This is a genomic window from Thermostilla marina (genome assembly GCF_054657455.1).
On record NZ_BAAHYR010000001.1, the window covers coordinates 2,893,117 to 2,918,053 of the forward strand.

17 protein-coding genes are annotated in these 24,937 nt (G+C 59.1%); 10 read left to right on the plus strand and 7 right to left on the minus strand.

The window, feature by feature from the left end:
• Window positions 1-74 precede the first annotated feature (74 nt).
• The gene (locus ACYQ2I_RS10510) at window positions 75-1,616 is read right to left on the minus strand and encodes a hypothetical protein (RefSeq protein WP_460166968.1); all 1,542 of its coding nucleotides are present in this window, start codon (window positions 1,614-1,616) and stop codon (window positions 75-77) included.
• A 385-nt stretch (window positions 1,617-2,001) separates the two neighbouring features.
• Here ACYQ2I_RS10510 and ACYQ2I_RS10515 point away from each other — a divergent pair, with 385 nt between their 5' ends.
• Window positions 2,002-2,379 carry a hypothetical protein gene (locus ACYQ2I_RS10515; RefSeq protein ID WP_460166969.1) on the plus strand — a complete coding sequence of 126 codons (378 nt, stop codon included), beginning with the start codon at window positions 2,002-2,004 and terminating at the stop codon, window positions 2,377-2,379.
• A gap of 23 nt (window positions 2,380-2,402) precedes the next feature.
• Here the strand turns inward: ACYQ2I_RS10515 and tsaD are convergent, their stop codons facing one another.
• The 3 genes from tsaD to ACYQ2I_RS10530 are packed head-to-tail and all read right to left on the minus strand — an operon-like array spanning window position 2,403 to window position 5,793.
• Entirely contained in the window at window positions 2,403-3,434 is a 1,032-nt protein-coding gene (gene tsaD, locus ACYQ2I_RS10520) for a tRNA (adenosine(37)-N6)-threonylcarbamoyltransferase complex transferase subunit TsaD (protein WP_460166970.1), read from the minus strand.
• A 41-nt stretch (window positions 3,435-3,475) separates the two neighbouring features.
• Window positions 3,476-4,939, minus strand: a complete 1,464-nt coding sequence (locus tag ACYQ2I_RS10525) for a S41 family peptidase (RefSeq protein ID WP_460166971.1) — start codon at window positions 4,937-4,939, stop codon at window positions 3,476-3,478.
• Window positions 4,924-5,793: a DUF1207 domain-containing protein gene (locus ACYQ2I_RS10530; protein WP_460166972.1), complete on the minus strand. Its 870-nt coding sequence runs from the start codon at window positions 5,791-5,793 to the stop codon at window positions 4,924-4,926. Before ACYQ2I_RS10530 ends, ACYQ2I_RS10525 begins: the two co-directional genes overlap by 16 nt.
• Before the next feature lie 360 nt (window positions 5,794-6,153).
• Between ACYQ2I_RS10530 and ACYQ2I_RS10535 the strand changes: the two genes are divergently transcribed.
• The 9 genes from ACYQ2I_RS10535 to ACYQ2I_RS10575 all read left to right on the plus strand — a co-directional run bounded on the left by ACYQ2I_RS10535 (window position 6,154) and on the right by ACYQ2I_RS10575 (window position 21,271).
• A complete protein-coding gene (locus ACYQ2I_RS10535; RefSeq protein WP_460166973.1) occupies window positions 6,154-7,548 on the plus strand; it encodes an FAD-binding oxidoreductase in 1,395 nt (464 codons plus the stop codon).
• Window positions 7,549-7,598: 50 nt separating this feature from the next.
• Window positions 7,599-8,840 carry an FAD-binding oxidoreductase gene (locus ACYQ2I_RS10540; protein ID WP_460166974.1) on the plus strand — a complete coding sequence of 414 codons (1,242 nt, stop codon included), beginning with the start codon at window positions 7,599-7,601 and terminating at the stop codon, window positions 8,838-8,840.
• A 61-nt stretch (window positions 8,841-8,901) separates the two neighbouring features.
• Window positions 8,902-10,302: a (Fe-S)-binding protein gene (locus ACYQ2I_RS10545; protein WP_460166975.1), complete on the plus strand. Its 1,401-nt coding sequence runs from the start codon at window positions 8,902-8,904 to the stop codon at window positions 10,300-10,302.
• 255 nt (window positions 10,303-10,557) lie between these two features.
• On the plus strand, window positions 10,558-12,459 hold the full coding sequence (locus tag ACYQ2I_RS10550; RefSeq protein ID WP_460166976.1) for an HzsA-related protein: 1,902 nt from the start codon (window positions 10,558-10,560) through the stop codon (window positions 12,457-12,459).
• Window positions 12,460-12,616: 157 nt separating this feature from the next.
• Complete coding sequence (locus tag ACYQ2I_RS10555) at window positions 12,617-14,191, plus strand: CRTAC1 family protein (protein WP_460166977.1); 1,575 nt, start codon at window positions 12,617-12,619, stop codon at window positions 14,189-14,191.
• A 203-nt stretch (window positions 14,192-14,394) separates the two neighbouring features.
• Window positions 14,395-17,175 carry a multiheme c-type cytochrome gene (locus ACYQ2I_RS10560; protein WP_460166978.1) on the plus strand — a complete coding sequence of 927 codons (2,781 nt, stop codon included), beginning with the start codon at window positions 14,395-14,397 and terminating at the stop codon, window positions 17,173-17,175.
• 94 nt (window positions 17,176-17,269) lie between these two features.
• Window positions 17,270-18,472 carry a ligand-binding sensor domain-containing protein gene (locus ACYQ2I_RS10565; RefSeq protein ID WP_460166979.1) on the plus strand — a complete coding sequence of 401 codons (1,203 nt, stop codon included), beginning with the start codon at window positions 17,270-17,272 and terminating at the stop codon, window positions 18,470-18,472.
• Between the two features lie 4 nt (window positions 18,473-18,476).
• Window positions 18,477-19,961, plus strand: a complete 1,485-nt coding sequence (locus ACYQ2I_RS10570) for an ABC transporter substrate-binding protein (RefSeq protein WP_460166980.1) — start codon at window positions 18,477-18,479, stop codon at window positions 19,959-19,961.
• A gap of 44 nt (window positions 19,962-20,005) precedes the next feature.
• Window positions 20,006-21,271: an ABC transporter substrate-binding protein gene (locus ACYQ2I_RS10575; RefSeq protein ID WP_460166981.1), complete on the plus strand. Its 1,266-nt coding sequence runs from the start codon at window positions 20,006-20,008 to the stop codon at window positions 21,269-21,271.
• Between the two features lie 94 nt (window positions 21,272-21,365).
• On the opposite strand, the gene ilvC is transcribed toward ACYQ2I_RS10575, so the two are convergent.
• From ilvC to ACYQ2I_RS10590, 3 genes are all read right to left on the minus strand, one after another.
• Complete coding sequence (ilvC, locus tag ACYQ2I_RS10580) at window positions 21,366-22,370, minus strand: ketol-acid reductoisomerase (protein ID WP_460166982.1); 1,005 nt, start codon at window positions 22,368-22,370, stop codon at window positions 21,366-21,368.
• 112 nt (window positions 22,371-22,482) lie between these two features.
• Window positions 22,483-22,983, minus strand: coding sequence for an acetolactate synthase small subunit (ilvN, locus tag ACYQ2I_RS10585; RefSeq protein ID WP_460166983.1), 501 nt, complete (start codon window positions 22,981-22,983; stop codon window positions 22,483-22,485).
• Window positions 22,984-23,145: 162 nt separating this feature from the next.
• Window positions 23,146-24,879 (minus strand): S1 family peptidase, encoded by a 1,734-nt coding sequence (locus tag ACYQ2I_RS10590; protein ID WP_460166984.1) that lies wholly within the window; start codon window positions 24,877-24,879, stop codon window positions 23,146-23,148.
• Between the last annotated feature and the right edge of the window lie 58 nt (window positions 24,880-24,937).

Here is a 24,937-nt window from a genome sequence, read left to right on the forward strand (position 1 = left end):
GCGAGAGGTCCCGCCGCAGCCTCGCAAGACACGTTCAAATCGAGTGGATGGGTTCGGAATCGCACGGCGACGACTCAGAACTCCATCTGGTACTTCTCCGTCATCTTCTGGCGAATCCGTACCGTTTCTTCGTTCACTTTGTCGCGAATCTGGAATATGTTCGCCGCCATGGCGCCGCGTTCTTGGTTCATGATTCGTTGGCGTTCGGCGGTCACCGCCCGCAATTCGGCTCCCGGATCGTACACGGCCCAATCACCGGCGTAGCCGTGGCCGTAATAGTACCCGTATCGGCCGTATCGATAACTACCGTATGCATACGGTCCCACCGGTGCCGATCGCACGTTCGACGTCCGAACGTTACCACGAATTCCCATCGTGCGCACGGCTCCCGAACATTGCCGCATTGCCTTGGCGACAAACGTGCCGTATTCGACCATTTCGGGATCGACGTTGAGAATCGGAAGTTGTTCAATGCGTTTCGCGTAGCGATCGAAGTAAACGGACGCCGACGAGACGTTTTTCAGGTTTCGCCAATCACGCTCGAGATCGGTAAACATTTCCTGGACGGTACGGTAGTACTTCAACGTGTTTTGGGCCTTTTGTTGGGCCAGGTCCCCCGGGCTGACGGGCGCATCCAAGCCGGGGGGCGTCTCCGGCGAATCGATCACACTCAAAACCCGACGCAATCCCGATTCCGACAAGTAACCGGACAACGTGACTTCGGTTCCCTGCGTGTTCGCCTGCCATTGATCGAAATCGGCGATGCGGATTCCCGCCCGATCGATCAAGTCGTCGAACAGTTTCTTTGCTACCGGCTTCAGGATCGTCGCATCGGCACCAAAGTCGATGGCCGCCATTCCGGAAGGTTTGTCGCCGATCCGAATACCGAACCGGAGCCCTTTAACCGACGCCAAGAGTTCGGCAACCTGAGCCGCGTTGAGTCCCGTTCCTTCCAGCACATTGGAATCTTCCAGGCTTTTGCGTACATCGATCGCCGAAACGACTCCGTCCAAATCGAGCGCCATGATAATTTCGCTACCCGCTTCGTCGGAGTACGATGCGGCACGTCGCAGGTACGGGGAAAGAGTGGTGAAATCTCCGCCCGACTGCATTTTCCTCGCCCATCGTAGGGCCCATTGACGGTTCGCCGGGGAGAGGACGCCGACCAGGTCCGGCTTGGCAAAGATCGCGAACGCATCGGTCGGCATGCGCAAGGCCTTGAAAACGTCGATCTTGTCGAATTCGGCATTCTGTTCCTTCGCCAGACGCGTGTAATCGATGGGGTGCTTCGTCTTCACCAACATCGCATTCCAGACGGGTTGGACGAATTCGAGATCCAGCTCGCCGCCGAGAACGACTTTCTCGGCACTCGACGGCACGCGTGCCAATCCGTCCCGAAAAGCTTCGTCAAGGCTTTCCGCCCATCCCTGCTCCTGTCCGTACGGACTGTTCAGCATTTTCTCGACGTTCAGCAGCACGATCGCGTTCGCATGGTCGGGCAACATGCCGGCCAGTGTGCGAAATTCTTGGGCGGTTGTCATGCTGCCGGCCGCGATCCAACCGCACACGACCAATCCGGCAACCCACCGACGGAAGGGTGATTCCACACAACACATCACAAAGAGACTCCCGAAAAGCTAGAGAAAGAGACGAAGCGACCCCTCGGGGAAAAAATACCCCTCAAAGTCAGGGCTTGTCGCATTATCATTGCCGAGCGAAATACAGGCAAGTTTTTTCCGAGTCTTTCTTCCACACTCGCACGCTCACGCGCTCACGACCAGCGCGAGACTGCTGCCTGCAGTGCATGACGCATCTGTCGAAACGGCAATGGTTTGCAATTAGATGAACAATCGTTTGCCCGCCCTAGCGAGGGAAGCATTGGATGAGAGGGGGTTTTTTTTGCGTTGCGGGCGACCTACTATGGACGCTTGTTTCGAATCACACATAGGTCTTGAGGTCATACCACCCTCCAAAGCCCCCTGCACCGAGAAAATACACAACATGGGAAAGCCAGCATCCATCGAGATACCGCAAAGCTACCGGTGGCGACGACACGCCATCGGTCTGCTTGGGTTGATCCTCCTTGCTGGGGGATGTTGGTTTTGGTTTTTCCCTCCTCAGGGGAACTTCCAGGCAACCCTCGAGGCTGCGTGCTGGCGCGGCGGCAGCCTGGCGATGGTCGTTTGGATCGGCTTCTATGAGATCGTTCGGCTACCGACCTGGGTGCTGCTGGCGGCGCCGATCGTATTGGTGATCGCCGTCTACCGTCCGCGGTTGCTTTTGGCGTTGATTCCCGTGTTTCTTCTGATCGCGATCTTCCGTCCGCGCAGGCCTTCCGCCGACCGGAAACGCCGGGCACCACGAAGGTCGAAACCGTGACGTCTTTCGTTGTGCGGTTCGGTTCAACCCTGTGTTTGCCGAACAACGCCGGGAACAGCGTCCAACTCTAAAGAATCGAATGCCCCGGCACGAAATCGCGTGACGGCGATGGCGCCCATGGCTGCGTTGTCGGTACACAATCGAAGCGGGGCGATGTGCAATGTTACGTCTCTTTTCGAAGCTTCTTCCTGCAACCGAGTACGTAAGCGTGAATTGGCCGCCACGCCGCCTCCGACACACAACGTAGGAATGCCGGTCTTTTCGATTGCCAAGAACGCCTTCCCGACAAGACAATCGACCACCGCCTCTTGAAATGATGCGGCCAGGTCGGCAACTTGTTGCGGCGTCAATTCGACTTGCGTGTAGTCGTGTTTGCCGGGGCCGGTAATCGCATAGCGAACAGCGGTTTTCAGGCCGCTGAAGCTGAAATCGAAACGGTTCTCGTCGTCCAAGAACGACCGAGGAAACGCGTACGCCCGTGGATTCCCCCCTTCGGCCGCCTTTTGAATCGAGGGACCACCCGGGTACGGCAGCTTCAGCATGGCCGCCACCTTGTCGAACGCCTCGCCGGCCGCGTCGTCGATCGTCGCACCGAGTAATTCGAAATCGAGAGCGGAACGACACCGATAGATGCAGGAGTGCCCCCCGCTGACGACCAACCCGATACAGGGAAACACATCCTCCCCCGCAGCGATTCGACAAGCGTAGACGTGCGCCTGCAAATGATTGATTCCGATCAGGGGAATGCCGAGCGCCACGCAAAGCGTCTTCGCCGCCACGACGCCGACCAGCAGCGAACCGGCAAGACCGGGCGTGTAAGCGACCGCAACCGCATTCAAATCTCGCAGAGAAATACCGGCGCGGCGAACGGCTTCGTCGATCACCGGCATGATCTTCTCAAGATGCGCGCGGGAGGCTATCTCGGGGACGACGCCGCCGTACACGCGGTGCAACTCTTCCTGCGAAGCGACAACCGAGGAAAGAATCGCCTCGTCGTCGCCGATGACCGCGGCGGCGGTTTCGTCGCAAGTCGTTTCGATAGCTAGAATGTACATTGCCTCGCCTGCAAACGCGAAACTTTGACGCTTATCGAGGGTCAACGATCACCCTCGGCGGCACTCGCCGATTTCGTCGATTGTAGGCGGTTCAAGACGATTTGGAATTGGGGGTCGCAGGCAATCCAGGCAGAAAACAATCCATCTGCTGCCGTTTCTTCACGAGCGCCACCGGCTAATTCCCCCCACCGCCGCAGCAATCGTTGGACGGTCGATCGTTCGAGACGCACGGCACATCCCGGGTTCGGATCGACACCCCACACGTCGCCGGGAGCCGGATTGGGCGACCGATGAATGTCGCGCCCGTTGGGCCGAACATATTTTCCGGTAGTCAGCTTGATCAATTTTCCGTCCGTCAGACGCAGAACACTTTGGACCGTTCCTTTGCCGTAGGTGCGCTCACCGACGATCGTCGCGCGGTCGTGATCTTGCAGACACGCAGCCGTCACTTCTGCCGCGCTGGCCGAATAGCGATTCACCAATACGTACATCGGCACGTGAAAATCACGATCCGATGGGTGCGCTGTGTAGGTACGGTCACCGTCGCGAGAGCGAACAGTCACGATCGTGCCTTTTTCTAAGAACAAATCGCACACGGCCGCGGCTTCCTGAAGAACACCGCCGGGATTGTAACGCAGGTCGAGCACGAGCACGCCGATGCCGGAAGGCTCTGCTTCCAACCGCCGCAACAACGATTCGAGATGTTCGGACGTCCCCCGTCCGAAGCGAGTAATCCGCACGTACACGACGGAATCATGCGCCGGCAAGCGATACCGCCAAGCCCCATCCTTCCTTCGCATCCAGCCGACGACATCCTCCAGCGTGAGGCGTTCCCGAATCAATTCGACATCCGCCGGAACCGCATCACGATCACCGGAAACCGTCAGGCGGATCCGCGTGCCGGGTTCGCCGCGCAGGCGGGAAGCCGCCTCGTCGCGCGTCATGCCCTTCGTAGAAATTCCGTCGATGGCTTCGATGTAATCGCCCGGAACGATTCCTGCCTTTTGTGCCGGTGATCCGAAGGAGACTGCCAGCACGCGAATCGCATCGCCCTCTCTTACCAGGTCGATACCGACGTCGATACGTTCCAAATCAACCGCTTCGCGCAGCTCGGGCAACTCCGATTCCGAAGGCAACGTCGAATAGGAATCCAGTTTCGACAACATGGCCCGAACGGCGGCTTCGTACAGCACGTCTCGATCGATCGGCTCCACGTACATTTGTTCGATCAGTTCGACAGTTTCCAGGAACCGACGCTGAAGCCGAAGACGCTCTTCGAACTGCGGATCCGCTTGCCGCAACCGTTCAGGCAGAATCTCATCTTCCTCGTCGTACCACGATGAATTCGGAGAGCGTTCGGTAATCGCTCCGGAGGCCGAATCCGATTCGGACGACTCCTGCGCGCTTGCCGCCACCAACACACCCGCGGCGAATGCGAGCACCACCCACCCCGCAGTCGCAACCAAGAGACAGAGCGGCCGTCGCCGACTCAATAGTCGTACCATATTCCGAGCCCTACCTGCTCTTCGTGCTCGTCGTAGAATTGCCCGAGATCAAGCATCCCGTTGAAATATTGCAGCCCGAACCGAAGCGCCGATCCATTCATACTGCGCCAAAGCCAGCCGGTTTGGAGCGTAAAGTTTCCGCTGAAATCGACATCTTCCCGCAACCGGGAATTGATCGCGAAAAACGGAGCGCCCCACGCGTCGGTAGGCTGCCCCGGCGCGTACTCGATGCCGAACTGGAATTCCCAGGGTTTCGCTCCGCCATCGTCGTAAAAGGCCCAGTCGGCCTCCGCATACAATCGCACGTCTTCGTTTGGTCGAATGCCCGCACCGAGGACGATCGAATCACGCACGTAATTGCGCCGCTCGCGGGTCGGATTCCGAACCCAGTATTCGTCCCCCAAATGGGAACTCAAGTGAACATACGCGAACTTCGCTTCGATCCGCCCTCGCCGCCACGTAAGCGGAATCCCGAACCGAAAATCCGACGTATCCAAATCTCGATCATTTTCCAAGTTGAGGCGCGGGAACGCGGCTCCCTCGATGTCGAGTTGGATGCCCTCCGGCCACAAGGTGTCTAATGTTCCGTACCGCAACAGCCCGACGCGCCCGCCCAATGCGACGTCCCAAAGCCAGTTCTTGTCTTTTTCGTGAATCCACTGCGAGCCGAATCGCGGCTCCCGCGGGCCGGCAATGTACGACCGATAGATCAGTCCCGAGGGCAGCAACTGCCACACCCAGACACCGGAATCGCTCGGCGGTGGTGCCACAACCACGCCTTGCGCCGCGAAATTCTCACCGGGCAAGATCAAGGAACTCTCACCCGGCAACGCATCATCGATCGGAATCGGCATACTCGGCGGCAGCGCATGCGGTTGGGCCGCGACGCCGTCAGCCCACAGAACGGCTACCGCGAATCCGACATACGCAATGATACCAAGAGTCCCGCTTCTCCAGGGCAACGCGGCGGCGACCGCGCCGAGCGTCAACCCCCTCTTTGAAGGTTTGGATCTCAGAAACGCCGATTCCATGGCTTTGCTTACTCCTTAGCCCCACGCAGGGGCTTTGCTCTCGGTATTGCGCTGCCGAAGGTGGCGTAGTGTAGCAACTTGTGTCATCATGTGTTAGAGCTGTTTCAAACGTTGGTTTCCCCAGGGTTCAGCTCGCGAACCGCAAGTCGGTCGTTATTGGAATTGCACAAAGGGCATGTCGTCATGCCGTGGTCGGAATCGGTGGCAAGAGAGCTACGAGCGGTGGTCGGCCACGCCGGGATTCGGACAGATCCGGCAGAGCTCGTTGTCTACGACTGCGACGCCTACACGCTCGCAAAAGCTGTCCCGTGGGCGGCGATCTTCCCCGAAAACACATCCCAGATCGCCCAAATTGTCGCGATTTGCCGAGATGAAAAAGTTCCCATCTTTTCTCGTGGCGCGGGCACCGGTTTGGCAGGTGGATCGACTGCACTCCAGGGGGGCGTGATTCTGTCGCTCACACGTATGAAACGGATCCGGTCGATCGATCTCGCCAATCGACGGATGCTTGTCGAGGCCGGTGTACTGAATCGCCGACTGGCGGAAGTCCTTCAAGGTTCCGGCCTTCACTACGCACCTGACCCGTCGAGCCAGAACGCCTGCACGATTGGGGGAAATATCGCCACCAACGCGGGCGGGCCGCACACGTTGAAATACGGCGTGACGGTAAACCACGTGTTGGGCCTCGAATTTGTCGACGGAACGGGCGAAATTCATCAAATTGGTCCCGAAGACGATCCGGCCTTGCCGGACCTCAAGGGGCTGATCGTCGGCAGCGAGGGAACATTGGGAATCGTCACGGCGGCTTGGTTGCGATTGATGCCCGACCCGCAAGCGTGGCGCACATTGAGAGCAATATTTCCCTCGCTTGAGGCCGCCTGCGGCGCCGTGGGCGAAATCATCGGCGCCGGGATTGTTCCGGCCGCCATGGAAGTAATGGACCGGGGGATTCTGGAAGCCGTGGAGGAAGCGTTCCAATTCGGCTTTCCGCCCGAGGCGCAAAGTGTGCTGGTGATCGAACTGGACGGTCCCGAAGCGATTCTCAGCGAAGAGGCGGCTGCCGTTGCCTCGATTTGCCGAAAGCACGAAGCCGCCGAAATCCTCCACGCGAAGGACGAGGCCGAGCGTTTGTTGCTTTGGAAATGTCGCAAGTCGGCCGTCGGTGCCGTGGGAAGAATCAGCCCTTCCTATTTCATCCAAGACGGCGTCGTACCTCGAACCCGATTGCCCGAACTGGTACGCCGGGTCGAACAGATCGCCCGAGAGTGGGAAATCCGCATCGTCAACGTCGCCCATGCGGGTGACGGTAATGTACATCCGATTTTATTGTTCGACGAACACGACCCGGAACAGACACGTCGCGCCGAGCAGGCAGGCCGCGCCATCTTGCGTGCCTGCATCGAATTGGGTGGCAGCATTACCGCGGAACATGGCGTCGGTGTTGAAAAGATCGATCTGATGCCGGAATTGTTCTCTGCCGAGGAACTCGACACGATGCGCCGCCTCAAAGAGGTTTTCGATCCGGATGGAATCCTGTCGCCGGGCAAGCTGATTCCCGCCGCAAGCCCGGCGACTTGATCGAGCCGACGGTCGCACCGCAAACAGAAATCACCTGGAATCGTTCGCCGATGCACGCCGAATCGACAGACTGGTTACCTGTTTCCTCGCGATATCACGCCGCCTCGACTCCGGAGGTCGCCGATATCGTGAAGGAAGCGTATGCCCAACGGACGGCGGTTTATCCGTCGGGAGGCGGGCGACACATGGATGTCGGAGTGCGTCCGCAGCGTGAGGGTGTCGGGCTCGACTTCGACGGGTGGGCCGAACTGCTTTCCTATCCCGCCGGCGACTTGACGGTCACGGTCTCGGCGGGAATGCCTCTTTCAAGGCTGGATGCGATCTTGGCCGAACATCGGCAGTGGCTTCCCACGGCGGCCGACTATCCTGCGGGAACGACGGTGGGAGGATGGCTCTCGACGGCAATCCCGACCCCACGTCGGGCCCGGTGGGGTGCTATCGCCGACTCCGTCGCTGCCGTCCGGCTCGTTGACGGGATGGGGCGAATCCTGCGTTTTGGTGTTCCCGTCGTCAAGAATGCGGCAGGATACAATCTGGCACGTCTGCCGGTGGGCACGTTGGGAACCTTGGGTATTCTCACGGAAGTGAGTCTGATTGTCCGACCTCGCCCCGAAGTTCAGCGCGTTTACACAACCTCGCTTGCCGACGGCACCGCAATTCAGCGGATCTTCCACGCTTTGCGTGGCGCCTGCGTGCTTCCGTCGGCGGTGATCTGGACAGCCGGACCTTACTGGTCGTTCATCGGAAGCACCTCGAACTCGCCCGAGGGCTCGGGAACGATGTTCGTCGTCTTCGAAGGACGCGAAACCGAAATCGAAGCTGCCGATATGTGGATGGCGAAGTTCACTGCCGACTGGTCGCTCGATTGGCGCCCGCAGAACGAAGACGATCTTCCGCGGTTATGCGGCACGATGCACGACGCCGGGGACGGGACGATCGTGCGATTCTCGGTCGCTCCCGATCGCGTGGCACACTTTTTGGAAACGTGGCGCCGGTTACGGCCCGGCGATTCATTTCAAGTCGACGTATCGTCCGGTACGATCCGAATCGTCTGTCACGGCAGCTTCCGGCCGGGTGATCTCGACTTTATCGCCGAGCCCGACTGGATGACTGCCTTCGGCAACACGTGGGTAATCGAACGCCATGACGGCGGCGACGATTGGAACCGCCGCACAGTATGGGGCCCTCGCCGCGCCGCAGAAAGTCTTGCCCGCCGGATCAAAGATCGTCTCGATCCCAAGCATATCCTGAACCCCGGCAGATACGTTTTTTCGGAAGACGCCGCCGAATGACTTGCAGATTCGAGAAGCCATACTCGCAAACACAGCCGATATTGCTTACGAAAAAAGTTCGATGAACCGAACCCCCGACGACAATCGGCTCGACTTCCACATTCCGGAAGACGTTTTTCGCCGCTGCGTGCATTGCGGTCTTTGCACGTCCGCTTGTCCGACCTACCAAGAACTCGGTGACGAAAACGACAGTCCTCGAGGACGAATCTATCTGCTTCGCCTGATCCAGGAAGGCCATCTTGCCCCCAAGGGCGCGACACTCAAACACTTGGACTTGTGTCTCGATTGTCGCGCTTGCGAATCGGCTTGCCCTTCGGGAGTGCATTACAGCCGGTTGATCGAGCCGTTCCGCCTCGAAGTCGCCTCGCGACAACGGCGCCGCCTGCGTGGATTCGACTGGTTCCGAGAATTGATCCTGCTGCGCGTTTTTCCCTATCCGAATCGTATCCGTGCGGCCATGACGCCCTGGAGGTGGCTGCAACACTTCAAGCTGGACGGTTGGCTGGAACGCGTGGGCGTCCTACGGCTGTTACCGTCGAAAGTTGCGGCCATGACGAGGCTGGCCGGCCCGCCGACGCCGGGCGGCGCCCGACTACCAAAATTTCTGCCCGCCGAAGGACGCCGCCGCGCGCGGGTTGCCTTCTTCGTCGGTTGCGTCGCCGACGTGATGTTTCGCCACGTTCATTGGGCCACCTTGCGCGTGCTGCAGGCAAACGGGTGTGACGTGGTCATCCCTCGGGATCAAGTGTGCTGTGGAGCCATCCACATGCACGCCGGCGACAGCCTCGGTGCGCGTCGCATGGCCGATCAGAACATCGCCGCGTTTTTGCTGGACGAAATCGACGCTGTGGTGGTGAATCACGCGGGATGCGGCGCGATGCTCAAAGAATACCCGGTATACTGGGCCGACGGCCTCCGCGATGCGCGCGCTCGATTCTCGGCGAAGGTCCGAGACGTCAATGAATTCTTGTTCGATCTCGGAATGACGCCTCCGTCAGGGCGACTCGAGGTTAGCGTTGCATACCACGACGCGTGCCATCTCGCGCATGCCCAGGGTGTGCGTACCGCCCCGCGGGCGCTCATCCGCCAAATTCCCGGTGTCCGGCTCGTCCCTTTGCCGGAGAGCGACATGTGTTGCGGCTCGGCAGGAACCTACAACCTGCTTCAGCCGGAAATGGCTGGCCGCCTTGTGGAGCGCAAGGTCGACAATATTCTTCGGACGGGTGCCCCGATCGTGCTCGCGTCGAATGCCGGATGCATGCTGCAAATCGCTCGTGAGCTTCGGCGACGCAAAGCTCGCGTCGCCGTGCTCCATCCAATGGAACTACTCGACTGGAGTTACACCGGAACCGTTCCCCCTGAAATAGGCCGCGTATTCGGCGGTTCCGAAAACGTTCTTCGCACGACGCCGAATTCTGCGATTCCGGGCAACGAAACCACAAAATTGGAATCCGGCGTTTGAAGTTTGCCGCACGCGCCGTTTTCTTGACCCCCATGCGAGCCTACATACAATCGAATCAAAATACTTTTCGGGTCGTATTTTCAAAAAAGGGCGAAGTGGGGGTATGGTGTTTCTGCGAACTCGCCGTTTCCAAATCGGCGACGCTCGTGGCCGCGCGCTCGGCTTCGTCCAACCTCAAGCCGAATTTCTCAAGCGAACATGCTCGGTCTATCCCACCGTGAATCGACCGGTCCACGTGATTCCTCGCGAGTGGTCGTGCACAGTTCCCTCGGGAAGCCACAGGTTACCGGCTTTCGTGGTGGAAACGTGCGCCGGCTAAGCACAGCTTGTGTCTTATGCCTGATTGTGTCGGCGGCCGAATCGTTCACCGGTGCGGTGCTGCGGGCTGGCGAGCCCATTTCGCCCTCAATCGAGTATCCCGTCGTATTGACGCAGGTGCCGGTGGACGAATCACAGACGGTACTCGATTGGGCCAAGGCCCGCCTTGTTCTCTTGACGCCGGGCAACAATCCGCGAATCCTTCTTCCCGATTTCGCGGCCGCATGCGACCCCGACGTATCGTTTGACGGCCAACGCATTTTGTTCGCCGGAAAGCGTTCGCCGAGTGATCCATGGAACGTTTTCGAGCTTGAATTGAACTCGCGTCGTGTTCGCCGCGTGCTGCGCGATGTCGGGAATTGCCGTCACCCCGTATACCAGTCGACGTTCTTCACGATCGATTCGCCCGAACCTGTCTATCAGTTTACGTTCGTTCGATCGGCGGCCGGTGATTCTGCGACGTCCTTGTATTCCGCCCGCCTCGACGGCTCCCACCTGCGCCGGCTGACTTATAACCTTGCCTCTGATCGCGACCCCGTCACCTGCCGCGACGGCCGCATCGTATACTCGGCGGTACAGCGACGTACAGTCGATCAAGTCCGGCATCCACGTTCGATCCTCATGGGAATCAATGCGGATGGAACCGATCCTGCCCGCGTATGTGCCGAAGCAGGTGAAGCCTGGAAAGGTATGCCTTGCGAGTCGGACGGGCTTTTGTGGTTCATCGAAAACGAGGTGCTTCGACCCGATCGCGCGGGCCGTTTGGCCTGCGTCGAAACTCGACGGCCGCTGCATACCTATCGACCTATCACCGATCCCGACGACGGACTATTTCACTCGCCGGCTCCTGATCCCGCCGGTCGCCTGTTGGTTGCGTTTCGCCCCACGGCACCCGATGCCCGTCAAGATTTTGGTCTGTATCTGTTCGATCCCCAAACAAAAACGCGACAAGCCCTATTCGACGACCGCCGATACCATGAGTTGCAAGCAAAGGCCGTCGTTCCGCGCGTCGAACCCGACGGAAGGTCCAGCGTCGTCGACGAAAAAGATCCGTACGGTCATTTCTACGCGCTGGATGTCTATACGACCGATTGGGCCGACGAAAAGACCTTTCCGCGAGGAACGGCCGTATCCTTGCGAGTGATCGAAGCCATCAAGCGAGCCGACCTCGGCGATACGCCGACGTCTTCAACGTCATCGTTCGACGTCGAGCGTCGAGTGCTGGGTGAAGTCCCTGTCGAAAACGACGGCTCATTTTATGTCCGCGTTCCCGCGAACCTCACCGTCGAACTGCAACTACTCGACGCCGACGGCATGGCACTTCAGGATTGCGGTTGGATTTGGGTCAAGAATCATTCACCACAGGGTTGCATCGGCTGCCATGAAGATCCGGAGCGCACTCCGCTCAATCGCGTCGTGGACGCCGTCAAGAAACCGCCCGTCGTCTTGGACACCGATCCCGATGAGCGTTGGTCCCTCGGATTCGAAGAAGACGTATGGCCGAAGTTGATGCGAGATTGCGTTCCGTGCCACGATTCGACAGCAGCACCTCGATTACCACGCAACGCCGAAGAATCGTACCGCCGTTTAGTAACGCAACCGGCGTCCCCTGCGCTGCCGTATATCGTTCCAAAAGCGGCAAGACGCAGCCCTGTCGTGTGGCACTTGCTCGGCAGGAATACCGCACGTCCCTGGGACGGCGAAGCGGCCGAACGATCCGTCAAGCAACTTCCGCCCGATGCGGAGATCGCTCCCGAAACAATCCGAACGATCATCCGTTGGATCGATCTCGGCGCACAATGGAAGCGATCGGGAGCCGCATCACAGCCCGATGAGTAAGCCCATATTTGCCATCAACGTCATCCAGCCCCGCACCGTTATGAAATCGCCCTACACAACTCACGACAATCGTCTTCCTTTTCGAGTAGCGGTGTATCGCCAAGCGTCGCGCTGTCTGCTAACCGCGATTTTTCTCTGCGGAACGGCAGGGCACAAATTGCACGCTCAGTCGGCCGCATCCCTGCCGGTGTTCACCGATGTCACCGACGAGGCCGGTATCGGCTTCAAGCACAGCTTCGGCGATTTCGACTTGTCCAACATCGTCGAAGGAACCGGTGCGGGCGCGATGTTCTTCGATTACGACAACGACGGCGACCAAGACATCTACTTTTGCAACGGCGCCTGGCTGGACGAGGTCAGCGACAATCGCGGGCGATCTCTGCGAGGAAAACTGGCGAACGCCTTGTATCGAAACAACGGCGACGGCACGTTCACCGACGTGACGGCAACGGCCGGTGTCGGCGACATGCACTTCAGTTTCGGCTGTTCCGCCGCCGACTACGACAACGACGGCGATCTGGATATCTACGTGCTCAATTACGGCCCCAATGTGCTTTATCGCAACAACGGTGACGGCACATTCACCGATGTGTCTCGCGAATCCAAGCTCGACAACTCCCTTTGGAGTCTTTCCGCGCCGTGGTTCGACTACGACAAAGACGGTGACTTGGACGTATACGTCGTCAACTATCTGCTTTACGACCGCGGTGCCTTCCGCGCCTATTACGCCGCCCAGGGATATCCGGGCCCCCTCAGTTACGAAGGACGTCCCGATGCTCTTTACCGGAACAATGGAGACGGCACATTTACCGAAGTAACGCACGACGCGGGAGTGTACAATCCCGACGGCCGCGGAATGAGTGCCACGGTAGCCGATCTCGACAACGACGGCATTCTCGACATCTACGTCACCAACGATGCAATGGAAAACTATTTCTATGTCGGGCGGCCCGACCACACGTTCTTCGAAGATGCCCTGGTTCGAGGGATGGCGTTCGGCGAAGGCGGCCAAGGCGTTTCGTCGATGGGTCCCGATGTGGGCGATGTCGACGGGGACTTGCGGCTGGATGTGTTCATCCCTGACATGAGCTACGGATGTCTCTTGCTCAATCGCGGAGAATTCTTCGAAGACCGGACCAACGCTTCGAATCTGGCGATCGTGTGCGGCCAGTACACGGGGTGGGGAGGCCTACTTTTCGATTACGACAATGATGGTTTCCTCGACGTGTTCGTCGCCAACGGTGACGCGCACCATGAGTACCCCGAGGAAGACGTCCTCATGCGAAACAACGGTGACGGCACGTTTTCCGACGTCGCCGCTCAATCGGGAGAATACTTTCATCAAAAATACGTCGGCCGCGGAACGGCATGTGCAGACTACGACAATGACGGCGACTTGGATCTCTTGGTCGTCAACTTGAACGGTCGTGCGCGTTTGCTGCGAAACGACGGGGGCAACAGAAATCACTGGATAATGGTTGCTGCCAAGCTACCCAACGGTCGGGACGCGATCGGCGCCCGCGTCACTGTCGAAGCCGGCGGGCGCGTTCAGTTTCGCGATCTCGTGCCGGTTCGAGGTTACTTGTCACAGTCGGATTCGCGAATGCATTTCGGATTGGGGGTACACGACCGCGTGGATCGCATAGAAATCCGGTGGCCGGATGGCAAGATTTCGATCCGAGAAAATGTGTCGGCCGACCGGCACATTGTGATCGTCCAGCCCCAACCGTGAGTCCGAAAAGAAAAAAGATACGAGCCGTCGCGCCTCATTGAGACAAATCACGTGCTCAGCTCATCACGCCGGCGGGAGAGTGCTCGATGACACGCCCGGAAAAACGTCCGACGACTTCGTTACAAGCGTTAAAACCAGTGATCGCTTGGATGGCGGTCCTTGGACTTTTCATCCTTGGGCACACAGCACCGGCGCAGGGCCCCATGAAACACCCTGTATTTGTCGGTGTAAAGGTGTGCATGGAATGCCACGACGGTCGTCAAATCGCTTCGCAATGCTCGACATGGATGCTTTCCAAGCACGCGCAGGCGTACGCCGCACTGTCGAAACCGGAATCGTTAGAAATCGCCAAGCGTAGCGGCATCGTCGAACCGCCGACGGAGTCGCCCGTTTGCCTGGGCTGTCATGCAACCGGTGCCGATGCCGAACCCTGGGAACGCGATCCCACCTTTTCCATACTCGACGGCGTCCAGTGCGAGAAATGTCATGGGCCGGGAAGCGAATACATCGATCCCGAAATCATGATGGATCGCGATCGTGCCGTGGCGGCGGGTCTCGTCCTCGGCTCGCGTGATTATTGCCACAACTGCCACGCTCCCAAGGGCTCTCATGAAGCCGTCCTGAAACGGCCTCCCCTTGATATGGACAAAGCGTGGAACGAAATCGCTCACCCCACTCCGGAGGACTACGAATACACGGGACGGCGCGAAATCTCACCGCCCATCGCCCCCTCTCGACCGGAATACATCGGTGCTACGGCCTGCGGCGAATGCCATCGGGGGCGTGATTTCGGCTTCCAGTTCAGCCGTTGGAGACTCGGCCCGCACTCGAAAGCATTCGCCGTGTTGGCCACCGCCAAAGCACGGGAAATCGCCGGCAAGGCCGGTGTGCTCGGTGATCCGCAACGCAGCGAGGCCTGTTTGCGGTGCCACACGACGGCTTTCAACGAACCGGGAGGCGGCCTGCGTGATAGTTATTCCCTGCTCGAGGGCGTCGGCTGCGAAGCATGCCACGGCCCCGGATCGACGCATGCCGACGACATGGCGCGCAGCGCAGCCCATCCTGCCGGCGATTTGCGTCCAGTCCTGCGCGATACATGCCTACGGTGCCATGAAAACGCCCACGGCAAACCGTTTGATCTTGGCGATGCTTGGACGGCCGTTCTCCATCCCACACACATCCCGCCGCCGGAAGAGTATGTCGAACCGCCGTATAAGACACCGATGCATATGGCATTCGCTCCCGACTCGTCGCTCTTGTTCGTCACGTGCGAGGCGGCGAACTCCGTCGCGGTGGTCGACACGCAAGCACGACGCAAGGTCGCCGAAATCCCGGTCGGACGAAAACCCCAGGAAATCGCCTTCACACCCGACGGCTCGCGCGCTTTCGTCACCAATCGGCTCGACGACTCGGTTTCGGTAATCGATGTTCCGTCGCGAAAAGTCATCGACACGCAGGCCGTCGGTGACGAACCGCACGGTGTCGTCGTCGACAAACAAGGCCGCTTCGTCTACGTGCTGAACACGCTGAACAACGATATTTCGGTGATCGACGTCGCCGCACTGACTGAAGTCAAACGCCTTTCTGCCGGCAATCGTCCGTGGTCGGCCGCCATCACGCAGGACGGTTCACGCATCGCCGTCAGCAACGTTTTGTCGGATCTCGTCGGCTTTCGACAGCCGGCTCGCTCCGAAATCACGATCATCGATACGGAAAAAGCCGTCGTCGTCGACAGGCCTGTCGCCGATGCCGCAAACGGATTGCGCGGCGTCGCCTGGCATCCGTCCGGTCGCTTCGCCTTAGTTACGATGGCCAGGCACAAGAACCTCGTGCCGATGACCCGCTTGCTGCAAGGCTGGACGATCACCAACGGACTGGCCGTCGTCTGGGAGGACGGCCGCGTCGATCAAGTGCTGCTCGACGATCCGGGCCTGGCATTTCCCGACGTGATCGACGTCGCCGTCACACCCGACGGCCGCTGGGCCTTGGCGACCAGCGCAAGTTCGAACCGAGTCGCCGTCATCGACATCGAAAAACTCATTGCCCTCCTGGAATCGGCCTCGGACCGAGAGCGGAAAGAAATCTTGCCGAATCACTTGGGAACGGCATACGACATCGTGGCAACCCATCTGGAAACCGGCATTTGTCCGCGGGGCATCGTCATCGCCCCGGACGGGAAATTCGCCTACACGGCAAATTCTCTCGACGACACCCTCACAGTCATCGACATCGAACAAAAGCGCGTCGTCGACACCATCGACCTCGGAGGCCCAAAGGAAATCAGCAAGGCCAGGTGGGGCGAACGTCTGTTTCACAGCGCAAACATTGCATTTCGTCGACAATTTTCGTGCTCAACCTGCCATCCCGACGGGCACGTCGACGGCCTGACCTACGACATCGAACCCGACGGACTAGGCGTCAATCCGGTCGACAACCGAACGTTGCGGGGCATCCTCGACACGGCGCCATTCAAATGGGAAGGAATCAACCCGTCGTTGTCGCGTCAATGCGGACCTCGTTTGGCCGTATTCTTTACCCGTCTTGCCCCGTTCACGCCCGAAGAACTCGAGGCGCTCGATTACTACATCTCAACCATTCCACGTCCGCCGAACCGGCATCGCCCATTCGGTGCACCGCTCACCGAGGCACAACGACGCGGCAAATTGCTGTTTGAACGAACGCACACCAACGACGGCCGTTTGATTCCGCCCGAAAAGCGATGCGTCACGTGCCATTTTCCCCCGTTGTATACCGATCGCCGCATCCACAACGTGGGCACGCAAATGCCGCTTGACGAGACCGGCGACTTCGATGTGCCGCAGTTGACGAACGTCTACAACAGTGCCCCGTATCTGCACAATGGGGCGGCAAAAACGCTGGAAGAAATCTGGACGCTTTACAATCCCTATGACCAGCATGGGGTGACCAACGACATGACCAAGGACCAACTCAACGACTTGATCGAATACCTCAAGACTCTGTGACGCGGCACAACGTATGGATGACGCCCCACGCGAAATACCTTGCGGAGTTACCCGCCCGTGAGGACGTTTTTTCGACAAACAGGTGGGATTGCTTATGCTTAGAACACTCTTGCTGTCGGGAATGCTGCTCGGAATCGTCTCGGCTGTTACAGGCCGCGCCGAGGACACGGCACCGTCGCCTCCGTCCGAGGATGCGGCGCTGCCGTATGTATACACCAAGTGGCAACAGTTCGGCACTGATGCCGGATTGCCCAACGATCACATTTTCGCAATTTGCCCCACAAGCGATGCCGTCTGGATCGGCACGGAAGACGGTCTTGTCCGTTACGAAAAGAAGACCGCCCGTTTTCGTGCATGGCGTGAGGCGGACGGACTCCCCTGGCGCGTCGTCTCGGCGATTGATGTCGATCCTAAGACCGGTGATGTGTGGCTCGGCTTGTTCGGCGGTGGACTTGCCCGTTTTTCGGCCGGCCGCTTCGATCATTTCACGCAACTCAACAGCGGCCTGGTCAACGATGTCGTCTATGGAGTGGCGGTCGAAAACGACCACGTATGGGCGGCCACGACGGCAGGTGCCAGTCGGTACGATGTCAAAACCGGTGAATGGACCATGTTCACCGAGAAAAACTCGCCGATGGAAGAAATCTGGAACTACGGCGTCGATTATGCCCCCGAGGCGGGAAAGGTTTTCTTGGCAGTTTGGGGAAGCGGCTGCCTGGAGTTCGACATCAAAACCGAGCGTTGGAAAGTGTATCTCGACCCCGACCACGAGATGGAAATCGACCTCTACCGCGACGACGGCATCATCCACGTGATCACCACCGCGGTCGATTATTGCGACGGTGCCTTGTGGATTTCGACCTATTTCGGAAACTGTCGTTACGACGGGAGACATTGGCGGGGCTACTACGCCGACGAAACCGGTTTGCCGAGCGATTTCACCAATGGTCTCGCAGCACGCAGTGCCGACGAAGCCTGGATGGCCACCGATAAAGGCTTGGGCCAAATCGCCGATTTTGCGACGGATACGGTTGTCGCTTATCGACGGGTGCCGGACGCCCCGCAGGGCACGGCATCCATCTATCGACGAGGCCGCTTGATCAAAGAAATCTCCATGCCTTTGAACGTTCCTCACAACCACATCACTTGCGTGGCCGTCGACGGCAACGATCTATGGGTCGGCACGGCAAAAGGCCTCGCCAGGGCGGTGGGGGACGGCTACTACCCCGGTTTGCGACCGGTCGAAGCCGATACTCATTCCGAAGCGGCCACTGTTGCAACGGATACGGGAGAATAATCCGATGAAAGCCGCGATCCTGACCGCAATCATTCTGGCGGCAACGTGTGCAGCGATCCGGATACGTGCCGCGGAACCGGCCGATCCGGTGCACTCTTCCGCTACAAGCTCGCTGCTGCCTTGGTGGACGAATCCATTGGGAGACGATCCGACGTTGCGCCGCGTCTTGCAACTGTTGGACGGCGTCTCCCCCTACGAGATTCCTCCGCTTCCTCTGCGGGAAGATTCCCGCTACGCGAACACACCCGACGAACTTGAACCCTTCGGTTACGTGAAGCCGTACAAGCGGCATTTCCTGCGCCAGATGGAGTATACCGGAGCCGGCCGCGCAGTTCCCGAGCCGGATCAAATCGACTCGGTAAGGATCGGCTTTTTGGGCCCCATCGAACCGACCGTGTCCGTCGCCACCGGAGGAAAAAGCCACGAAGAGAACCTCGGTCGCAGCATGCTTCGAGGCTGCACCTTGGCGATCGAGCAGGCGAATGCCGCCGGCGGATACCGCAACAAGAACATACCGTTTGAATTGGTGGTTCACAACGACAACGGCCTGTGGGGCGCTTCCGGGAACGAAATCATCGATCTCGCCTACAAAGATAAAGTGTGGGCGATTCTCGGCACGATCGACGGTGCGAACAGCCATATCGCGATCCGAGTCGCCCTCAAAGCCGAGATCGTCGTGATGAATTCCGGGGATACGGACCCCACCTTTACCGAAACCAACATCCCCTGGGTTTTCCGGTGCATCAGCGACGACCGGCAACAGTGCTATCTGTTGATCGACTATATCTACCGCAAGTGCGGCGTCGATCGATTGGGCATCATTCGGGCAAGCAATCGTTACGGCCGGTTCGGTGTGCGTGAGATTCGTGACGGCAGCCGCCGGTTGGGCAAGCCCGTACCGATCGAAATGGCCTATTTCGTGGGCAGTGACGATTTCTCATTGGAGTTGTCTCGACTTCAAGCGGCCGGTGTCGAGGCCGTCATCCACTGGGGTGACGCCGCCGACGGCGCCCGCATTCTCAATCAAATGCGAAAGATGGGCATGCAACAACCCTTTTTCGCGTGCGATCGCTGCGTCTCTCAAGAGTTCGTCGATATAGCCGGGCCGAATGCCGAAGGCGTCGTTTGCGCCGTTCCTTGGAACCCGGAGCGCGACGACCCGCTGCTGATCGCGTTCCGCAAGGCGTATCGGAACCGATTCGGGGAAGATCCCGACACATACGCGGCACACGCTTACGACGGCATGTCGATGTTGATTTGGGCCATCCAGGTGGCGGGCTTAAACCGTGCAAAAATCCGCGACGTGCTCGCTTCCCGACAAGCTCCGTGGCAGGGTGTCACAGGGGCCATCCCGTTTAGCCCGACACTCGATGACGCGGGCGAGGTCTACCTAACCATTCGGAAAGATGGACGCTGGCACTACTACTCGCGCGAAGAACTCGACCTTGCCCCGGTGGCGGCATCGCCGAACCCCAAAACCACCCGATAACCCGCCGCCCCGTGATCTTCCGGACCGTTTCGGAGACACACTCGATGCCCACTCGCGATTTCGGCCGGCAATTACTCGTTGCGCTCGTCGTCGCCTGCTTCGCGACGTCGGCGAAAGCAACTTCCCCCGACGTCGGTGCAACGAGCATTTCGGCACCTTCGTCTCACACGCCGCGAGAGCCTTTTCGTCGATTCCGGCAAACGATCGAGGTTCCGGTAAATCCTCGTGGAAAGGACGCCGCTCGGTTGCGCACGCCTGCGCAGCAAGGGTTTCGTAATGACGAACCTATTCGCATCGGGTATTTCGGCCCCGCCGACATCGATGCTCCCAACGGGGGCGATGCATGGGGCGGTGCCCTTCTGGCTGTCGAATCAATAAACGCCGACGCGTCGTTACGACGCTGTGAACTGGTACCTTTTGGGGCATCTTCGCCCTGGGATTCGGCGGCCGCCGAAATCGCTCGCGCCATTCACGACAAGCACCTGCGGGCAATTGTCGGTGGAATCGACGGTGCAAGTTTTCACTTGATCGAAACGGTCGCCACAAAAGCCCGCGTGCTACTTGTATCCGGTTGTTCAACCGACAAGTCTGCCGTTTTGGCGGGTGTCCCGTGGGTATTTTCAATCTTGCCGGACGAGAGCCGCTTTGCCTCATCACTTTCGAATGCCGTCAAATCCCATCGGTGGCGCACCGTCTGGATTCTGTCGGACAGCACTCACGACTCACGCACATTTTGTCGAGAGACAGAAAGATCGCTCGATCCCAATGACGTGAAAATCCAACGCAAATTGGTCTGCGAACAAGCCAACCTGCCGCGAGAAATCGTATCGGCGCTCGTTGAAGACGATCCCCGGCTGATCATCATTTCTGCAGCGGCCGATCTCGCCGCTTCATGGATCGATCAACTCCGGCATGCCGGCTGCACCGGAGCCGTAGTCGTCGGACCGCTCGCAATTCGCAGCCGTTTTTTTCACGCGGTAGGTGACGATCTGCGCAATGTTTGGGGACCGCACCTCGTGAACATTTCGCAAGCCGATTCCTTTGCCCGCCGGTTTTATGAGAGATTCGGCAGATTCCCCGATCCGACGGCCTACGCAACCTATGATGCCGTTTGCTTGGTCGCAGCAGCCTTACGCCGGAACGAACAGGCCGACTGCATCACGCTCGCGCAAGACATTCGCCGACTAGCCCCATACCGCGGTGTTTCAGGACCCCTGCAATGGGACACCGCCGGCAGCGTCGACCGCCCGGTTCCCGTGCAGCAACTCACGACCGTGAAGACGCAATTGCTCCATTCCGCTGCGCGGTGACGCAATTCCGGTCCACACTAAAAAAACGACACGCCGCCCATGCAAAGGCAGCGCGTCGTGAATGTTGCCGCAAATCGTCCAAACGACGACGGGATCACACTTCCTTCGCGTCGATCCACGACATCATGCGACGCAGCTTGCGCCCGACCTGTTCAAGCAACTGCTCGCGGGCGATCTGCCGCATGCGTTTGAACGCCGGAGCATTTGCCTTGTTCTCGAGAATCCATTCTCGTGCGAACTCACCGGTCTGGATCTCTTTGAGAATTTTCTTCATTTCTTTGCGCGTTTCTTCGTTGATGACGCGCGGCCCGCGGGTGTAGTCACCGTACTCGGCGGTGTTCGAAACGCTGTACCGCATGTAGGTGAGTCCGCCTTCGTAGAACAAATCGACGATCAGTTTCAGTTCGTGCAAGCACTCGAAATATGCCAATTCGGGCTGGTATCCGGCCTCGACGAGCGTTTCAAACCCCGCCTTGATCAATTCGCTGACACCGCCGCACAAAACGACTTGCTCGCCGAACAAGTCGGTTTCGGTCTCTTCGGCGAAGGTAGTCTCGATCACCCCTGCCCGAGTGCCGCCGATCCCCTTGGCGTAGGCCAGCGCGACGGCCTTGGCATCCTCTCCCGCGTTCGGCCCGAGAGCGACGAGGCAAGGTACGCCGGCTCCACGAACGAACTCTGAACGCACCAAGTGACCGGGGCCTTTCGGAGCCACCAAAACGGCACAAACGCCCTCCGGGAAATCAAACTGGCCGTAGTGCACGTTGAATCCGTGCGAGCACACGATAATGTTGCCCGGCTTGAGGTTGTCGCGAATCTGGGTGCGGAAGACGTCGGCCTGGATTTCGTCGGGAAGCAAGATGGTAATCAAGTCGGCCTGCTTGACGGCCTCCGGTGTCGACAACGGCTCGAAGCCGTGCTCGACCGCCAGCTTGTAATTGTCGGTACCCGGCAACTCGGCGACGATCACGTCGATCCCGCTATCCCGCAAGTTTTGGGCGTGAGCGTGCCCTTGCGAACCGTAACCCAAAATCGCGACCTTCTTTCCCTTGAGGACGGCAAGATCGGCGTCTTTGTCGTAATAGACTTTTGCGGGCATGATGAATTTCGCTCCTTGGTAAACCGTGAAAACGACCGGCCCGACGGCCGATCCAATGCTGCTTGGTCGTTCCTATGTGTCCTTGCGTGTTCTCAGTTCAGGCATATCGCCGTCAATCCGAGTCGCCGTTACTCGACGTACTGCCTCGAACCATCGCGATACGCCCGGTTCGCACCAATTCGATGATTCCGAAGGGACGCATCAGGTCAATGAACGATTCGACCTTTTTCTCTTGCCCGGAAATCTCGATGATCAAAGACTCCGGACCGACATCGACGATCCGCCCTCGGAAGATATCCGTCAGCTCACGGATCTCGCTTCGGCGTCCCGGAGGTGCCGCCACCTTGATCAGCATCAAGTCGCGTTCGACGTAGTCTTTCGAACTGATATCTTCGACGCGGACAACCGTCACAATCTTCTCGAGCTGCTTGCGAACTTGCTCGAGGACATTCGTGTCACCGACGACGACGAACGTCATCCGCGAGAGTTTCGGGTCTTCCGTCTCGCCCACCGCAAGGCTGTCAATGTTATACCCGCGCGAGGCGAGCATACCCGAAATGTGGGACAGCACTCCCGGTACGTTGTGAACCAGTGCACACAAAACGTGTCGCATGCGGAAAGTCTCCCAGCCAACATAAAATCGCTATCATAGCCTTGCCCGCCCCCATGGACAAGTGACGCGGTATGCCGGTTCGCTCGCCGGCGGGACCGACTTCAAGTCCGCACACCGGCGACCAGAAAAGCCGGATGGACACGAGAAACGAGCAAAAACGATTCAGCGACGATATTTAGCACGCCTAGGGGGATCACTTCCCCCCATTGCCCGGAAAACGTACGAGAGTATCGTCAAGCACCCCACAACGGCCAGTAGGTTTCGAATTCGTTCACCGAGTGTTTTGCCCAACAAGTCCTCAACCCCGATGACGACTTCGCGCGGTGGATCGGGTTCCTTCGCTGTATCAGGAGCTGTTTCGCCGACAAAGGCTTCGTCTGTGCCTTGTGTCGTCATAGGGGGCGCACTAACGCCGGAATCTCGCGATACCGGCGACGGCAATGTACTCTCGGGAGAACGGAAGCCATCTGCGGCAGTTTCTTGCTCGATTTGACGGGACGGGTTTTCGGACACCACTGGATAGACAGACGCCGAATCGTTCCGAACATAGTCACCTTCCTGGAGATTTCCCACCGTTGCTAAACGAGCTGCCGACTTCGGCCTTTCGGACTCGAATACGGCTCCTCGTTCCATCGCGAAAGCGGAATCCGACGGTCGCGAGCGAAGCGTGGGAGTAGGCTCGACTTCTCGTCGCGACCCCGCAGACAACTGCTCCATCGGCTCGAAATCCCCTCGGCGGGAATCCGCAGGCGTATTTGTCGGCGCGATGTGCGGTGGCCGGCCATTCTCCGACCTCGCCGTGCCCGCAACATTCGCGGAGAGCACTTGTGACCAGTCTGTCGATGCGGAATCAGATCTCGGCTCGAATCCGGCACGAGGGCGAGACAAGGACGCCACCGGCGGCGCCGACTGCCTTGGGGATCCGGTCGACGTTGCAGTAGAAAGCGGCGGCCGTTGGGCACTTGCAGGCTTGTTGGCGTCTGTCAATGTTCCGATCGGTGCCCACGATTGCGATCCGTCGGTAAAACTCTCAATCGGTCCGCCGACGGGAGAAGCCGGGACCGCCGTAACGATCGTTTCTTGCGGGCGGGTTCCCGGTGGTCCGGTTTCCCCGTGCAGTTTCTCAGAGGGCGTCCCCTGAACCGTCGCCTCGCGGGCGGAAAGTCTCGGAGTTTGCCCCGGCGCCGATGCCAACATTCCCACGGGCGGCGGCGGGAGGTTGTAAAACGGCTCTTTCAAATCCGCCAAGAACCAGCGAACGCGGCCGCAGTACGACCCCATCGTTTCGTGGTTTCCGGACCCAAAAAGCACGCCTGCCAATTCCCCTTTTGCGTTGAAGATCGGACCTCCCGAGTCGCCCTGCCGCGCCGTGGTGTTCAACTCGACCATCTCGAACGGGTGATGCGTGCTGGGCGCCACATACTGCGTGCACCGCCCGAAGGACATCCGGTAATCGCCGCTCCCGTAACCGGCTATCGCCAAGGGATCACCCGGCCTAGGGGCCTCGACGGCAATCGGAACGGGATCGACCGGCGGACGCCAGATTGCTAGTGCCGCCAAGTCCCAATCCTTGTCGACTTTCATCACGGTTGCCGGCGACACGAAGCCGCACGGAAACTTCACCAAGATGTTTCCTTCGGCATCGCGGACGACATGCCAGTTCGTAATGACCAAGCCGTGGTGCTCACTGACCGCTACCAACGTTCCTGACCCTAGGGACGCGCCGTTTCGTTCGACGGCGATGATCCGGGCAACGGCAGGATGGGGTGTCGGCGCAGCCCGTGCCCCACCGTCGGCGGCTTTGGGAATCAGCCCCGCGGTCGCGAGCAAGATCGTGAGAAATACCAATCGGGTGGGCACCACTAGTTGCGACCGTCGCGCAAAATGAGAACGCACTTTACGTCTTGGCGGCCTTTGAACGACGCTCGGCATTCCGTCTTGCCTCGTTGGCCAC